General features: G+C 33.2%; 16 protein-coding genes and 1 other annotated feature. Of the genes, 9 read left to right on the top strand and 7 right to left on the bottom strand.

The window, feature by feature from the left end:
- Positions 1 to 198: 198 nt before the first annotated feature.
- Positions 199 to 399, bottom strand: a complete 201-nt coding sequence (locus tag CN946_RS11470) for a cold-shock protein (protein ID WP_098861234.1) — start codon at positions 397 to 399, stop codon at positions 199 to 201.
- A 409-nt stretch (positions 400 to 808) separates the two neighbouring features.
- Between CN946_RS11470 and CN946_RS24015 the strand changes: the two genes are divergently transcribed.
- On the top strand, positions 809 to 1045 hold the full coding sequence (locus CN946_RS24015; RefSeq protein ID WP_353616193.1) for a DUF1259 domain-containing protein: 237 nt from the start codon (positions 809 to 811) through the stop codon (positions 1043 to 1045).
- Positions 1046 to 1178: 133 nt separating this feature from the next.
- On the opposite strand, the gene CN946_RS11460 is transcribed toward CN946_RS24015, so the two are convergent.
- Positions 1179 to 1514 carry a YciI family protein gene (locus CN946_RS11460; protein ID WP_098861233.1) on the bottom strand — a complete coding sequence of 112 codons (336 nt, stop codon included), beginning with the start codon at positions 1512 to 1514 and terminating at the stop codon, positions 1179 to 1181.
- A gap of 238 nt (positions 1515 to 1752) precedes the next feature.
- Between CN946_RS11460 and CN946_RS11455 the strand changes: the two genes are divergently transcribed.
- The 4 genes from CN946_RS11455 (at position 1753) to CN946_RS11440 (ending at position 7624) form a co-directional block, all read left to right on the top strand.
- Positions 1753 to 2211, top strand: a complete 459-nt coding sequence (locus CN946_RS11455) for a MarR family winged helix-turn-helix transcriptional regulator (RefSeq protein WP_176547307.1) — start codon at positions 1753 to 1755, stop codon at positions 2209 to 2211.
- Between the two features lie 15 nt (positions 2212 to 2226).
- The gene (locus CN946_RS11450) at positions 2227 to 4065 is read left to right on the top strand and encodes an ABC transporter ATP-binding protein (protein WP_286133909.1); all 1839 of its coding nucleotides are present in this window, start codon (positions 2227 to 2229) and stop codon (positions 4063 to 4065) included.
- Between the two features lie 192 nt (positions 4066 to 4257).
- Entirely contained in the window at positions 4258 to 6867 is a 2610-nt protein-coding gene (ppsA, locus tag CN946_RS11445) for a phosphoenolpyruvate synthase (RefSeq protein WP_098861231.1), read from the top strand.
- Between the two features lie 139 nt (positions 6868 to 7006).
- Entirely contained in the window at positions 7007 to 7624 is a 618-nt protein-coding gene (locus CN946_RS11440) for a LysE family translocator (protein ID WP_098861230.1), read from the top strand.
- 385 nt (positions 7625 to 8009) lie between these two features.
- Here the strand turns inward: CN946_RS11440 and CN946_RS11435 are convergent, their stop codons facing one another.
- The 5 genes from CN946_RS11435 to CN946_RS11415 form a co-directional block, all read right to left on the bottom strand.
- Positions 8010 to 8318 (bottom strand): CHY zinc finger protein, encoded by a 309-nt coding sequence (locus CN946_RS11435; protein ID WP_098861229.1) that lies wholly within the window; start codon positions 8316 to 8318, stop codon positions 8010 to 8012.
- Positions 8319 to 8365: 47 nt separating this feature from the next.
- A complete protein-coding gene (locus tag CN946_RS11430; protein WP_098861228.1) occupies positions 8366 to 9466 on the bottom strand; it encodes an acetyl-CoA C-acyltransferase in 1101 nt (366 codons plus the stop codon).
- Complete coding sequence (locus CN946_RS11425) at positions 9462 to 10928, bottom strand: AMP-binding protein (RefSeq protein WP_098861227.1); 1467 nt, start codon at positions 10926 to 10928, stop codon at positions 9462 to 9464. The genes CN946_RS11430 and CN946_RS11425 overlap by 5 nt, the downstream gene beginning before the upstream one ends.
- Before the next feature lie 49 nt (positions 10929 to 10977).
- Complete coding sequence (locus CN946_RS11420; protein WP_098861226.1) at positions 10978 to 11556, bottom strand: biotin transporter BioY; 579 nt, start codon at positions 11554 to 11556, stop codon at positions 10978 to 10980.
- 394 nt (positions 11557 to 11950) lie between these two features.
- On the bottom strand, positions 11951 to 13027 hold the full coding sequence (locus tag CN946_RS11415; RefSeq protein ID WP_098861225.1) for a DUF3900 domain-containing protein: 1077 nt from the start codon (positions 13025 to 13027) through the stop codon (positions 11951 to 11953).
- Between the two features lie 351 nt (positions 13028 to 13378).
- On the opposite strand from CN946_RS11415, the gene CN946_RS11410 reads away from it, so the two are divergent.
- The 4 genes from CN946_RS11410 to CN946_RS11395 all read left to right on the top strand — a co-directional run bounded on the left by CN946_RS11410 (position 13379) and on the right by CN946_RS11395 (position 16883).
- Positions 13379 to 14299 (top strand): DMT family transporter, encoded by a 921-nt coding sequence (locus CN946_RS11410; protein ID WP_176547306.1) that lies wholly within the window; start codon positions 13379 to 13381, stop codon positions 14297 to 14299.
- 84 nt (positions 14300 to 14383) lie between these two features.
- Positions 14384 to 14595: a binding site (T-box leader), on the top strand.
- A gap of 143 nt (positions 14596 to 14738) precedes the next feature.
- Positions 14739 to 16172 carry a proline--tRNA ligase gene (proS, locus tag CN946_RS11405; RefSeq protein WP_098861223.1) on the top strand — a complete coding sequence of 478 codons (1434 nt, stop codon included), beginning with the start codon at positions 14739 to 14741 and terminating at the stop codon, positions 16170 to 16172.
- Between the two features lie 40 nt (positions 16173 to 16212).
- Positions 16213 to 16569, top strand: a complete 357-nt coding sequence (locus CN946_RS11400; RefSeq protein WP_098861222.1) for a nuclear transport factor 2 family protein — start codon at positions 16213 to 16215, stop codon at positions 16567 to 16569.
- An 83-nt stretch (positions 16570 to 16652) separates the two neighbouring features.
- Complete coding sequence (locus tag CN946_RS11395) at positions 16653 to 16883, top strand: excisionase family DNA-binding protein (RefSeq protein ID WP_098861221.1); 231 nt, start codon at positions 16653 to 16655, stop codon at positions 16881 to 16883.
- The last annotated feature ends 1 nt before the right edge of the window (position 16884 follow it).

Raw genomic sequence — 16884 nt, 5'->3', positions numbered from 1 at the left:
ATAAAATTAACTTAATGAAGGTATAAAATGAATGTTGTGTAATCATTTTTTATAGGCTATAATACTTTAAACCATTTCTTTACCCGATCTCCACGTTTGAATTTCCCCCTATTCTTAAATGAATAGGGGGTTTTTATTATTATTAGATAAAAAAAAGTCAGATTCTATAAATAGAATCCGACTTTTTAACTTTTTAAATTATGCTTTTTTAACGTTAGTAGCTTGTGGTCCGCGTTGTCCTTTTTCTACATTAAATGTAACTGCTTGACCTTCATCTAATGATTTGAATCCTTCAGATTGAATTGCTGAGAAGTGAACGAATACATCATCACCATTTTCACGCTCGATGAATCCAAAACCTTTTTCTGCATTAAACCATTTTACTTTACCATGTTCCATTTTTTGTTTCCTCCTTATGTGCTTGAACACATTTAATGTTTATATAATAACAATTTAATGTAAGATAATCAAATTGTCTTACGAAAAAAATAGGTCTTTTCACTTATTTAATTGGAAATTAAAGGATTTTCTTTAATTTTCAATTAGAAATCATTGGATATTAGTAGCTATTTTCGATGATTAGTTAAGGATTAAGATAGGCAACCGCCCTTCATGTTCTTCATATGATACTGAGTAAAAATTAAAAAGTATGAAGAGAGTGATGAATATGTCAACTTGTCAAAAACTTGCAGATATGATTGGAGGAGAAGTTGTTCAAGCTACACCTGTATGTGTAATTATGCGTCTACGTGATATTAATGCAACTATTTTAGGTCGTTGAACTCGTTCTCCATTAGCACTTCCATTCATGTCATCTTTTGAAGATAATGGTTTAAACCTTGGCGAATCTGTTGTACGTCAGAAAGAGATTAACCCATTAATGTCAGCATTACGAAAAAGAGGAATTATCGTGACAGCAGTTCATAACCATTGGCTGTTTGATAAACCACGTTTAATGTATATGAATTGGGAGAATGTTAATTTGGATCCAGTTGAATTTACAAGAGTTAGTTTTGAAGCAGCAAAAGAGGCAGGTCTTTTTTAAGGATACTTATTTTAAATTGAGTGACTAAAATTTATAGAGTATGTAATCAATAAATGAAAAAAAAAGCAAATGGACAGTTCACCACTGATCCATTTGCTTTTTTTAATTTAGTTCAATTTTTTCAACAACTACATCATGAATTTTGTTTAGGGAGTACTGCGAGCATCGGATAATATTCCGTAGTCATAATCCCAGCAATTACGGCTGGATCTTTTTCGATTAGTTTTGGGACTTGAGCTTCATTTTCAACTTCAATTATTGCAATTCCATGAGGTGAAGAAGGATTTCGAACCGGACCGAACACTAGAGCAATTCCCTGGTTTTGTTTTTCTGTCCAATAAGCAATATGTTTTCCCACAATATTCCGTTCTTCATCTGTCATGTCATGTTGAAAGGTTGTTCTTGGGGGAAGAGATATTAGTATAAAATGCATCTTTACTGAATCATTAATTACTGAGTTATCTGCCATCCTTAATTTTCCTCCATTCATTCTTACGATCTTTACCTTCAATTATTTCACAAATCCATATTGAATACGCTTCACAATATAAGATAAATCTAATCAGAATAATTTAAGAAATGCAGTAGAAAATATCCTATTGTCTTTTTTATTAATAATTTTTAATTGTACAAATGAACAATAAAGTTTTATTATTAGTTTACAATGTAAACAGTTCATAAAGTAAACTAATGTAAGGGGTGATATGATGCCAGATTTTCAACAAGCAATAGATTTAACAAATTCGTTTGTTTCAATTGCGCGCCAACTAAAAAGAATAAATATACAAACTGCAACTAAACTTGGGATAACCTTCCAACAGTTAATTATCCTCAATTCGATTCGAAATAATGAAGGGCTATCACAAAAAGAACTAACTGAACGAATAAGAACTGCTAAAAGCAGAGTAAGTCTTAGTATTGATGAGTTAGAGAAGAAAAATTATGTAAAAAGAGAAACGTCAGTTATCGATCGCCGAGAAACTCAATTATATTTAACGCCCGATGGTGAAGCATTATGTCAACGTTATCGCGAAGAATCAGAAGCATATAAGAGTTTAGCAAATTCACTGGAACAATTTTCACAGGATGAGCTTAATATATTTATAGACATGCAAAAAAAAATTTTAGCTGATTTATTAAATGAACAATCTAATTGTTCGAAATAAGGAGGACGTTTAATTATGTCAGGATGGGGTGGTGGACCTCCGATGGGTCCCCATGGTTTTGGGCGAATGAAATTTGATAAAAACGCACAAAAACCAAATATAACAAAGGCAATACTACTTAGAATTGCAAAATATTTTATTCCGTATTGGAAGCAAACAACACTTGTCGTGCTTATTTTATTAGTTACTTCAGTACTAGGCATTTTACCGCCTATCATCATTCAACATATTGTTGATACAGCCTTACCAAATAAAGATTTAAGTCTCCTAATCTATCTCGTACTTGCCTCACTTAGTACTACGATTATTTCAGAGTTATTGGGTGTTTGGCAAAATTATTTAAATGCATATGTTGCCCAAAAAATTATTTACGATATGAGAAACCAAATGTATCTTCATTTACAACAAATGCCATACCAATTTTATTCGAACGTTAAGCAAGGTGAAGTGATCACCCGAATGACGGCTGATATTTCTGGTGTTAAAGCTGTTTTTGATAGTACGATTGTGAGTTTCGCTAATAATCTATTCATTCTTATTTCTACCGCTACCACATTGTTAATAGTGAACTGGAGGCTTGGAATACTAGGATTAATCATTGTACCATTATTTATTCTACCTACTCGTAAAATGGGGAATGTTCGTTGGAGTATTGCAAAACAGACACAGGAAAAAACAAGTGAGCAAAATCATATTATACAAGAAACATTAAATATTAGTGGTTATTTATTAATGAAGCTTTTTACAAAAGAACAAAAGGAATTTAAAAATTTTGATGATATTAATGTACAGGCTACTAATCTTAAAATAAAGGAATCTATGGCAGGCCGCTGGTTTATGATGATTTTATCAACCTTTACTAGCATCGGCCCAATGCTCATCTATTTATATGGTGGATATTTATTTATTCACGGTCAGATTACAATTGGGGCTATTATTAGCTTTGTTGCTTTACTTGGTCGTTTATACGGGCCAGTTGGACAATTAACAAATCTTTATGTAAATATTACAAGTTCGGTCGCTTTATTCGAACGTATTTTTGAATATTTTGATATGAAACTAACGATTAAAGATCGTGATGATGCGACTGAAATGAATGTTACTCATTTAGATATTGAATTTAACGATGTTTCATTTTCTTATCAGAAAGATAAAACAGCATTGCAAAATATTTCCTTTATTGCTCCATCCGGTACAATGACTGCTTTAGTTGGACCTAGTGGCGCTGGTAAAACAACAATTACCAATTTAATTCCTCGTTTATATGATTTTACATCAGGTTCAATCAAAATTGGCGGTCGCGATATTAGGGAATTCACGCTAGAATCATTACGGTCTCATATTGGACTTGTTACACAGGATAGCTATTTATTTAATGGAACGATTAAAGAAAATTTATTATATGCAAGCCCTGATGCATCAGATGAAGAAATTACGAATGCTTGTAAGGCTGCATATATTCATGATTTCATTATGGACTTACCAAATGGTTATGAGACAATTGTTGGGAATCGAGGAATCAAACTTTCAGGAGGCGAAAAACAAAGAATTTCAATCGCTCGTGTATTATTGAAAAATCCTGAAATCATTATTCTTGATGAAGCAACTTCTTCATTAGATACTTTATCTGAATTTTATATTCAAAGTGCGATACAAGGATTATTAAAAAATAAAACGTCCATTGTTATTGCTCATCGACTTTCAACCATTATGGCCGCGGATCACATCATTGTGTTAAAGGATGGTCAAATTGTTGAGGAAGGCAAAAATGAAGAGTTGCTAATGCAAAATGGTTTATATAAAGAATTATACAATAAACAATTTGGTAGAAAAGCAATCGCATCAATTGAATAGAAAAAAGCACAGATTAATTTCTGTGCTTTTTCTCATTATGTATAGTAGTTAATTCATTTGTTGTTGATTCGATTTTTGTTACATACTCTTCCTGCTTTAATTATACCATAAAAAAAATGGCCAAAATAGACTTTATCTTCTTATTTTCTACTGATAAAATCAATAGACATTAAACTTTAGGAGAGATGTGGAATGAATTCTTTAGTTCTCGATTTCCAGGAGATTGATAAAAACCAACTTTTACTCGTTGGCGGAAAAGGGTTAAATTTAGGTGAATTATCAAAAATTCCAAATATTAAAGTACCAGAAGGATTTTGTATTACAACAGCGGGGTTTCAAAAAGCTATCGAACAAAACGAATCCTATCATGCTTTATTGGATCAATTAAAAATGCTTAATGTAAAAGATCGAGATCAAATTAGTGAGATTAGCAGGAAGATTCGAGACATTATTTTGGAAGTAGCCATCCCTTCTGATGTTGTAAATTCAGTTTCTACCTATCTCTCCAAATTCGGCGAGGAACTTGCATACGCTGTGCGTTCAAGTGCAACTGCTGAAGATTTGCCACATGCCTCTTTTGCTGGCCAACAAGACACCTATTTAAATATTATTGGTAAAGAAAATATCTTACAACATATCAGTAAATGTTGGGCTTCTTTATTTACGGATCGTGCGGTTATCTACCGTATGCAAAATGATTTTGACCACAGTCAAGTATATTTATCCGTTGTTATTCAAAAAATGGTTTCCCCACAAGCTTCAGGGATATTATTTACCGCTGATCCTGTTACTTCCAATCGAAAGGTACTATCAATCGATGGAAGTTTTGGGCTTGGAGAAGCTCTAGTTTCTGGTTTAGTATCGGCCGATTGTTATAAGGTACAAGATAATGAAATCATCGATAAGAGAATCGCAACAAAAAAATTGGCTATTTATGGTCGAAAAGAAGGCGGAACAAAATTACAGCAGATTGATCCTCAAAAACAAACTACTCAAACACTTACTGAACAACAAATTTTGCAACTAGCACATATTGGTAGACAAATAGAAGCTTATTTCCGTTATCCACAAGATATCGAATGGTGTTTAGTAGAAGATACATTTTATATTGTCCAAAGTCGTCCAATCACAACTCTATTCCCGATTCCTGAAGTGGATGATCAAGAAAAACATGTCTATCTATCTGTTGGTCATCAACAAATGATGACTGATCCAATCAAACCATTAGGATTGTCGTTTTGGATGTTAACATCTAGGGCACCTATGCGTAAAGCTGGAGGTAGATTATTTGTTGATATCTCACAAAATCTCGCTTCACCTGAAAGAAGAAAAATATTTATAGAGGCTATAGGAAAATCCGATCCGCTTTTAAAAGACGCTCTATTAAAGGTTGTAACACGAGAAGATTTTACAGAATCATCACCTGAGAAAGCACCGAGCCCAACTAAAAATGATCAATCACAACCGTCGTCGAGTTTTAAAGCACTGATTGAAAACGATCCAACAATTGTATCTGATTTGATTAAGAAAAACGAAACGTCAATCGAGGAATTAAAACAAAACATACGAATGAAATCAGGATCAGATTTAATGGATTTTATTTTAGAAGATCTTCAAAAATTACGAGAGTTATTATTTGACCCGCGAAGTTCGGCAGTGTTTATGTCTGCTATGAATGCTACAGAATGGATTAATGAAAAAATATACGAGTGGTTAGATGAAAAGAATGTAGGAGATACCATTACGCAATCTGTACCAAATAATATTACTTCGGAAATGGGTCTAGCACTAATGGATGTCGCCGATGTAATTCGTCCTTATCCAGAAGTAATCGATTATTTGCATCATGTAGAAGATGCTAACTTTTTGGATAAATTGATTAAATTTGAGGGTGGACAGGAAACTAAAAACGCAATTGATGATTATCTGAAAAAATATGGAATGCGATGTACTGGTGAAATTGATCTTACTAGAACTCGTTGGAGCGAAAAACCTTCTACACTCGTACCAATGATTCTTAGTAACATCAAAAACTTTGAGCCACACGAAAGTAGACGGAAATTTGAACAAGGGCTAGAAAAAGCATTGCAAAAAGAACAAGAGCTTTTAGAACGATTGTTGCAATTACCAGATGGTAAACAAAAAGCAGAAGATATAAAGGAAGTTATTAGTCTAATCAGGAATTTCATTGGATATCGTGAATATCCAAAGTATGGAATGATTAGTCGCTATTTTGTGTATAAGCTAGCTTTATTGAAGGAAGCTGAACAACTCGTTAAAACGAATGTCATTTCTGAAGTAGAAGATATCTTCTATCTTACATTTGAAGAACTTAACGAAGTCGTTCGCACAAAAAAACTAGATTACCAAATCATAAACAAACGAAAAGACGAGTACAAATTATATACAAAACTAACACCTCCACGAGTTTTAACATCTGATGGTGAAATCATTGTCGGTGAATATAAACGGGAAAATCTTCCACCTAAAGCGATTGTAGGTCTAGCTGTTTCTTCAGGTGTCATCGAAGGAAGAGCACGTGTTATTTTAAATATGGAGGATGCAAACTTAGAAGAGGGTGACATATTAGTTACTTCATTTACTGACCCAAGCTGGACACCATTGTTTGTTGCAATAAAAGGACTGGTCACTGAAGTTGGTGGACTGATGACACACGGAGCGGTCATCGCAAGAGAATATGGCTTACCAGCAGTGGTAGGTGTAGAGAATGCTACCAAACTGATAAAAGACGGGCAAAAAATCCGTGTTCATGGTACAGAAGGATATATTGAAATAGTATAATTATTGAATGTATATGCCGTTTTTCCAAATGTGAAAAGCGGCTTATTTTTTTATTGAAATAAATAACAATTTAGGCAATTACTGCAAAATTATGTTGTATAATAGTCTAAATATAAGGTAACGAGAGGAGATGGTCGTCATGCTATCATTTATTTTAGTTGTATTAATGTTATTTTTAATACCAGGACCGGCTGTACTTTTAACATTATCCCAAACAATGAAAGGTGGGAAATGGAATGGCATCTTAACAGGTGTTGGGATTGCTGTCGGTGATTTAATTCATACATGTGCATCCGTATTTGGACTTTCTGCAATTTTAATGACTTCTGCATTTGCATTTGAAATCGTTAAATATTTAGGTGCAGCTTATTTATTTTATTTAGGAATCACTGCAATCATTAAAAAATCGAAAAACAGTAAAAAATCAACTGAACAAAAAGAAGTAAATAGTAAACTTTCCTTTCGTCAAGCAGTGCTGATCGAAGTATTAAACCCTAAAACCGCACTTTTTTTCTTAGCACTTTTACCTCAATTTGTTCAACATAATGGTCATCCAGTATTCATTCAACTTTTAACTCTTGGTTTAACATTTGTATTACTTAGTATTTTGTACACAACTTTACTAGTGCTTTTATCAAGTGTAATTGGCAAAAAAATATTTAGTAAAAAAACAAAAGGAACAAAATGGATGGGCAAAGCGATTGGTTTAGTCTATATTGGATTAGGTTTAAGAGTTGCTCTACAAACACAATCATAACAGATTAATATCACTTATAAAAAAGGAGGCCTACTGCCATCCTTTTTCTTTTAAGCAACTTTCTGAACATCCTAAAAGCATAATACTTTTTTCAGCCAAATTGCTATCTGAAGCACAAGTGAAATTTAATCAATTCGTTCAAAATGTTATTTTAAAATACCGTACTAAAAAGCATGGGAAGAAAGAAGAAAACTACGATTAAAAATGGAACAAAATTTTAAACAATCAATCTTACAAATAATAGATGAAAAAGTAAAAAGCGGTAAGATAACTGAAGATGAAGCTTCAATATTAAGGGAAATAAACAAAAATTAAACAAAAATTAAACAAAAATAAGGAGCTGAATATTCAGCTCCTTAAACATAAATTAATAGAGTAGTTAAATTCACTCAAAATACAAATGGTAATGGTTTTTGCACCCTGGATTAAAATCGGATTCACATTTAGGACATATGTAGTTACAATCTTGATATTCTTGAATTGTTAATTCCTCATGACAGCTACCACAAAGAATTGCTTTTGTTTGCCATTCATCTTTGCCCCAGACTTTTGGTTCATGATTAGCACTTACCTCATGGCAATAATAACAACCATAGTACGTATCACAGCACTTGAATTTGATGGCAATGATATCTCTTGCTGTATGGTAATGTTTACAGCGTGTATGAAGATCAATTGAACCGATTACTTTCATATATTTACCTCTCTTTATACTTCTTACTAATTCATGATTTTTTAATTTTATTTTACGACCTCGAATAAGACAGCTAATCCGATTCCACCACCACTTCCAATTGCAGCAACTACATAATTTGATTCTAAGTTTTTTCTTCTTTGTACTTCATAAAAAAGTCTCGTGACCATGATGCTACCAGATGCTCCATATGGATGACCGATCGTTAATGCACCACCACGACTATTTAACTTGGAAGTGGGGATGGAAAGTTCCTTAGAACAGGCTATTACTTTTGAAGAAAAAGCCTCATTTATTTCATAAAGTTCAATATCTGCAACTGTTAATTTGTTTCTACTTAATAATTCTTGAATAGCAGGGATCGGTGCTGCACCTGGATAATTAGGATGAACACCAGAAACTTGACTATCCACAAATCGTAAAACTGGTTTTAAACCTTTTTTTATCGCTTCATTTTCTTCCATAATTAGAACAGCGGAGGCTCCATCATGGATTAAACAACTATTTGCTGCAGTGACAGTACCATTCTTTTTAAAAACAGGTTTTGCTCTTTTTAAAAGTTCTTCCATCTTTCTATTTTTGAAAAATACTTCATCTCGGTCGACATCACCAACTGGAATAATTTCTTCATTGAAGTGTCCATTATGATGAGATTCCCAGCTTCGTGTGTAACTTAATAATGCATATTGATCTTGTGCTTCTCTTGAGATACCGTATTTTTCAGCAACATTTTCCGCTGCAATCCCCATATCAGGATCACCAATTTTGTCAGGTGAAAACCTAGCTCTAGCAGGAAATGGGGAGGTACTAGTACTTTCAACTCCTCCAGCAAGATAACAATTTCCAGCACCACCTTGAACTAAGTAACAAGCCATTCGAATCGCTTCTAATCCTGCGCTACATTGACGATCAATTGTGATTCCTGGGACTGTAAGAGAAAGTTCCGCTTCCAATGCAGAAACTCGAGCGACATTTCCGCCTGGGCCAACAACATTTCCTAAAATGATGTCATCAATCTTTTCATCTAATTCAATTGCCAAATACTTGAGCAATGGGGCAGCAAGCTCATGTGGTTGAAAATCGCGTAAAATTCCACCTTTTTTTCCAATAGGAGTTCGCTTTGCTTTGACAATGACAGCTCTTTTAATTGTTAATCACCTGCATTTCGATTTGTTTAATTAACTCTGCACGTGCGATCTTTCCGCTAGTTGTATACGGCATCTCATTTTGAAAAAACCATTTACGAGGTACTTTATAAGCTGATAAGTGTGTCTTACAAAATCTTTTTAACTCAAACGAATTAGATTTGCCTTTGATCACTGCAGCAACAATCTGACCCCAATACGGGTTTGAAAGGCCAACGACTGCAACTTCCTCAACATCCGGATGAAGAGAAATAACTTTTTCGATTTCTTCAGGAAATATATTAATACCTCCGTATAGAATCATATTTTTTTCACGTCCGTTAATTGTTAAAAAACCGTCTTCATCAATAAAGCCCATATCATGAACAGTAGCCCAGCCATCATCATCTTGAATAGAATGAATGGTTCTTTCATTTTCCTCAAAATACCCATTTATTAAATATTTACTTTTCACATATATTTTTCCAGTTTCATTCGGTTTAGCTAACTCTTGGTCTGGTCGACGAATTTGTAACTCCACACCATAACAAGGTTTCCCAACCGTTTTTGCCTTATCAACACCATCTCGATCCGACAAAACGGTAATGAAGCTTAGCTCACTAGCGCCAAAAAATTCGTAGATCGTCATAGCAGGAAACAAATGACGAAATTCAATTTTAGATTTTTCAGTCCACTTTGCACCGGACGAAAGTATTTTCATCGCTTGATCGACTTGAATACCTTCTTTTATTAATGCTTCGATCATTGTCGGAACAACATAAACTGTCGTAATAGGAAAAGAATTGATTCGTGATATTACATTTAAAGGAGAAAACTTTTCTAAAAGAATAACTGTTCCACCTAAATATAAGGTACTGATGGCACCATATAGAAAATGAGAATGGATTAAAGCTCCAGGTATAAGAGTTTGATCCGCTTCATCTAATCCAAAGTCAAAGCGATTGCAATCAAAGCTAGCAACCCATGAATCTTGAGAACGGATAAATGCTTTCGGGCTCCCAGTTGTACCTGAAGTAAATCCCACATAGAAAGGTAAGTTTTCATTTATTTCCATAGAAGAGAAGGAATCAAATTGAGCAATTTCTAATAAGATTTCATCTAAAACCTTCACATTTGGAAGGAGTGAATGAATCTTATTGTACATATCTTTTGTTGTAACAATGATCGAAGGATTCGAAAGTTTTACCCTTTTTTCCAAATCAGCTAGATTCCATTTCATATCATACGGAACAGCGATCCAACCCGCTTTAGACGCTCCTGAAAACATCTGTAAGAAAGAGGTACCATTCGGTAAAAGAATACCAATTGTTTTGGAATTTGATCGAAAAGAGTGTAGCCAATTAGCCGTTTGATTAATTAATTGATTCCATTCCTTATAACTGATTTGTTGATTACTCGTATGGATTGCAATTTTGTCAGGGGACAATATAGCGTTTTTCTGATAGGTTTCTGTAATATTTGCCATTTATAATCACCTCTATAAAAAAGAGACACAACAAGCGTGTCCCAAAGATTTACATATTTTCAGTTGATTGTTTTGAATAGTTTTTTGTCAATGAGCTTGAAAAAACTGGTTGTTGTCTTAGTTTGAATACTAATATTGAAGCAAGAATCGCTTTTAATACATCTCCTGGAATATAAACTAAACTTAATTTAACCGCTGTCATAACTGGAATTCCCATCATAACCGCTTGAATTGGGATACCGATTAAGTAGATTAATAGAATTCCAACAGTCAAGTTAATGAATAAGACATGTTTTAATTTTAACGCTTTAAAACGAGATAATAAATACCCAATTACAAAAGCCGTAATAGGCCATGAAATTAAATAACCAACACTTGGTCCTGCAAATACACTAAAACCACCACGACCACCGGATAGAAGCGGCATTCCAACTGCAACTAGTAATAAAAAGATGGTTTGGCTTAGTGCACCTAATCTTGCACCTAAAACACCACCAGTTAGAAGAACACCAAGTGTTTGTAAAGTAATTGGAACTGGTGTAAAGGATAACATAATCGGAGGAACTTGTCCAAGGACACCCATAACTGCTGCAAACATTGCTACAAATGTAATTTCTTTGATTTTCATTTTAATTCTCCTAATGTCAGTTTTCTGATAACTATTATCATATTAATGAAACTTGAAATATATGTCAACTAAATATTTATTTTGGTTAACATATATTATATTAAGATAGAAAACTTAAAAAATATAAGAAGACAGAATTAAAGTTGTAAGTAGGAATTGGAAGATTATATATAACGGTGGACAAAGTAAAATTATAGTAATTGGTTCAGGTGGAGCGGGTAAAGATTTAATTTGATAATAGCCTAGAATGTATTTACCTACATTCTAAAGGCGTTCACTTTAGATGTTGACCCCTAAAGCAATCTAGTTGAAATCGAAAAGACAGCCAGCTAGTAATAGCCAACTGTCTTTTAAGTTTTTATTATATTAATTTTTTACTGAGTTATTCAATCGTTCAATATCCAGGAATATTTACTTTCTGACCAATTCGCTCAATTACATCATCCAATTCGTCCGGCTTCAAAAACTCAATCGGAGAAAATCCTTTCTCAAATTGCAATGTATCAGCTTCTAAAATTACGACATATCGACCGTTTACTTTCGCAATATGGAGGTTATCACCGAAATCAGCTAGTAATCCTTTAATAGAAAAATGATCCGCTTTAAATGATAATTCAATTTCTGGTGTATGTTCCACAATTTGTGCCGCTGCTTCGATTACTTCATTGGGTGTAAAATGCTCTTGAATTTCACGTTTAGGACTTGCTGCCCATACTTCCATTGCTGCATCGAATTGTTGTCTTTCAACACTTTCCTCTTCAAATACATCTTCAATTTTGTCATAAACCATTTCCATTACTTGAGTTTTTACAATTTCAGGCATTGATTCAGAATAGGAAACAAATTTTAAAAAGTCTTCAAAATATCTTGCGTGTGATGCTTGATGGATTTTTAATTCACTTTCTGAGATCATCCCTAATTCTTCCATATAAGGGTATTGAATTGATTTCATATTTTTTGTTGTAATCGCCATTTCAACAGTTTTAATGAGAGTGGATTCATCTGAAATGGAGGCTACTTTTGGTTCAAAATCGCATTTTAATACAAATAAGAATGGATCATCAAAATATTTTCTTAGTTTCGCTTGAATAACTAAAAATGCTCCTCCGCGAACTGCACTAGTATCAATGTAATTAATGACTAAAGTCTCATTTTCAGCTTTAAAATCTTCAATTGATTTTGCATCTATTATTCGCTGGAATAAATTATAATTTGGATTTGAGTCTAGAGAGTGGCCTTCTTCGACGATAAAGTGACCTAATTTTGTAGGTACAGAATCAGATTTTGGATGTTTTTCAACTTTTCGATTTACAATTCGTTCAAGTTCACCTTCTAAAAAGCCTTTCAATGCGCTTTCTTCAAACATTGATTCATCTAATGTTTGGAAATGTTTATATCGTTTATCGGATTGTTCACCTTTACCTTCAACAGTAACAACATAAAACGATAAATATGTAATTTCAAAATCCATCCAATCACCTTTTCCTATTTTTCTGTATTTAAGTATATGGATGAGGATTCGTTGAGTCAATCATGAACTAATCAAGCTTTGGACAAAATTTCCATAAAAACTATCATAAGATAGAGAAATTTTACAGTTATGAGACAAATTCATTACACACTATGATAAAATAAAGATATAATTAAATGTGGAACCAATAAAAATTAAAGTACTTGGATGTGGTAATTTCACATCTTTTTTTACGTTAAGTAGGAATAAATTGGTAGTAATGAAGTAAATTCAACGTAGTCGCCAATTAGGCTCGTCAATCTACGAGTTTTCTTTACTTGCAATTTTATGGGACCAACTATATGGAGAGGGATGAGAGACCTGAGAATAGATAGAATAGCTACCATCTCATTAATTATCGTAACATTACTTTGGGGCACAACATTTGTAGTAGTCCAAAATGCGATTGCATACGTTGAACCGTTTGCATTTAACGCATTTCGATTTATCCTCGCAACTTTAGTCCTTTTGCCATTTTTAGTTAAAAGAAAACAAAAAACTAAATTAACGGTTAAACAAATCGTTATAACTAGTGGTATTGGATTCATGTTGTTTTTAGGGTATTTACTTCAAACATTTGGATTGAAGTATACAACTTCATCAAAATCAGGTTTTATTACTGGTCTATGTGTTGTATTAGTACCTGTTCTTTTATATTTAGTCTATAAAGAACGTTCTAACTGGTCTACCGTAATCGCGTGTTTAATTGCATTACTAGGACTAAGTTTCTTAACGTTAGGTGACTCATTCTCTGTAAATCTTGGAGATGTACTAACACTAATTGGGTCGGTTGCATTTGCTTTCCATATTATTTTATCAGGAAAGTATACGAAGCAAATGGATCCAATCACCTTTACAACGATTCAACTAGCAACAGTTGGCATTAGTAGTACGATTTTTTCTCTAATTTTTGAAGATACTTCCGTTTCATTTTCTAAAGAACTTTGGGTCAACCCGACATTCATTTTTGCAGTGATTGTCACTGCAGTATTCTGTACGAGTATCGCATTTTGGGTTCAAATGTTTGCTCAACAACATATTTCATCAACGAAAGCAGCATTAATTTTTATTTTTGAACCTGTTTTTGCCGCATTTACAGCAGTACTTTTTGCAAATGAAACATTATCAATCCAAACAATTATCGGTGGGACTTTTATTGTAGGTGGCATGCTGCTATCTGAAGTACCTTTACCAAAGAAACGAACAAAAGAAGTAAAAAATGAGGCAATATAGTAAGAAATGTAAGAAATTTTAAAAAAATGGGTATAATACACATTGACAGATACAATTAGTTCACGTATTATAACTTTAAATTAATAAACGACTTAGAAAAGGAATAGTAAGTTTATAAGCTTTTTAGAGAGGGAATGGTCGGTGCAAATTCCTAAAGCAAGTATTCTGAACCAGCCTTGGAGTCTCTGTACCGAAATAAAAGTAGGCTACAGCGGTTTTCCCGTTAAAGATGTTAAGAGATTATGTAGAGCTTTTACATAATAAGTAGGGTGGTAACGCCATGAATGGTCCCTTTTGATCATTCATGGCGTTTTTTGTTTATCATCTGCTTATTTCGTATTTTCTATATAATAATTAGGGTGGTAACGCCGAGAATGGTCCCTTATAGATTATTCTCGCGCGTTTTTTATTTTCTAAAAATTGATTAGGAGTAGAGAAAATGACTACAAAAAAATTTGTTGAAGCAATTACAGATATGGATGTTGATTTTGCACAATGGTACACAGATATCGTAAAAAAGGCAGAATTAGTCGATTACTCAAGTGTAAAAGGTTGTATGATTATAAGACCTTATGGTTATGCACTATGGGAAAATATCCAAAAAGAATTAGATTTTCAATTTAAACAAACAGATCATGAAAATGTATATATGCCATTATTTATCCCTAAATCTTTATTACAAAAAGAAGCTGATCATGTAGAAGGATTTGCACCTGAAGTTGCATGGGTAACGCATGGTGGTCATGATGAATTAGCTGAACCATTAGCAGTTCGTCCTACATCAGAAACACTATTTTGTGAGCATTTTTCAAAAACAGTTGAAAGCTATAATGACTTACCAAAATTATATAATCAATGGTGCTCAGTTGTTCGCTGGGAAAAAACAACAAGACCATTTTTAAGAACGACTGAATTCTTATGGCAAGAAGGTCATACAGCACATGCAACCGCTGAAGAAGCACAAAAAGAAACAATTCAAATGCTAAATGTTTATGCTAATTTCTTAGAAGACTTCTTAGCAATTCCTGTTATTAAAGGTCAAAAAACAGAAAAAGAAAAATTCGCAGGTGCAAAAGCTACTTATACAATTGAAAGCTTAATGCACGATGGGAAGGCATTACAAAGTGGTACATCTCATAACTTTGGAGATGGATTTGCAAAAGCATTTGATATTCAATACACAGACAAAAACTCTAAAAGACAATATGTACACCAAACTTCTTGGGGTATGACAACAAGAGTAATCGGTGCTTTAATTATGGTTCACGGTGATAACAGCGGTTTAGTATTACCTCCAAAAGTGGCTCCAACTCAAGTCATGGTGATTCCAATTGCTCAACATAAAGAAGGCGTTATCCAAAAGGCAACTGAATTAAAAAATCGTATTTCAAAGATTGCTCGAGTAAAAATTGATACTTCTGATAAAATGCCAGGTTGGAAATTTAACGAATATGAGATGAAAGGAATTCCAGTTCGTGTTGAAATTGGGCCAAAAGATATTGAAAAAAATCAAGCAGTTTTAGTAAGACGTGACACCCGAGAAAAAACGATTGTTTCATTAGACGCTTTAGAAGAAAATATTACAAAATTACTTGAAGAAATCCAAGCATCTCTTTACGAAAAAGCATTAAACAATCGTACAGAAAAAACATATGAAGCGACTTCAATGGATGAGCTAAAACAAAACAGTGAAGAAAAACAAGGCTTTATTAAAGCAATGTGGTGTCAGGATCTAGCTTGTGAAGAACAAATTAAAGAAGAAGCTGGCTTAACTTCAAGATGTATTCCATTTGAACAAGAACAACTTGCTGACACATGTGTCTGCTGTGGAAAGAAAACAGATGTAATGGTCTATTGGGGTAAAGCTTACTAATTAATATTAATCTAAATAAATCGAAGAAGGTGAATGAATAATGGAAGGATTACATTTTTTAAAAGAACATCTTTGTATGTTAGAAGAAAAATTACTTAAACCAGAAATTCGCACCTCACAAATTGAACTTAAAATTCTACTAGCCGATGAATTTTTTGAATTCGGGAGTTCAGGTAGAGTTTTATATAAAGATGATCAATTAGAAAATGGCATTGGAATCGTAAAAATGACATTAAGTGATTTTGAAATTCATCCATTATCAGACGACATTACTCTAGTGACCTATCGAATATTTAATGAAATAAAAAAACAACATTCCTTACGTAGTTCAATTTGGAAGTTTAAAGACGGTCAATGGAAAATGTATTTTCACCAGGGCACACCAACAGAGTTCTAGGTAATTGTATATGAATAACAAACAAAAAAACTTTCAAAATTTATAGTAAGATAATGTACGAATGAGTAGGTAAGGAGAACAAAATGTATTTAACAATTAAAGAAACAGCGGAATACTTAGATCTTGATGAATCTTATATTAAACAATTGATTCAAGAACAAAAAATTAGAGTAGTCCATGACGGTGAACAATATTTAATCTACAAAGAGCAATTTAACAATCACTTAGAACAAATGGAAAAAGCAAAAAAAATGATTGCTGATTACTATACCGAACCAATTCCTGAAGACATAGATGTAAAGGACGAAGACTAAA

Source organism: Bacillus sp. AFS053548, from assembly GCF_002575105.1.
Taxonomy (GTDB): domain Bacteria; phylum Bacillota; class Bacilli; order Bacillales; family Bacillaceae_G; genus Gottfriedia.
The sequence above is the reverse complement of the archived record's forward strand: the minus strand, read 5'-3'. Positions and strand labels throughout refer to the sequence as shown.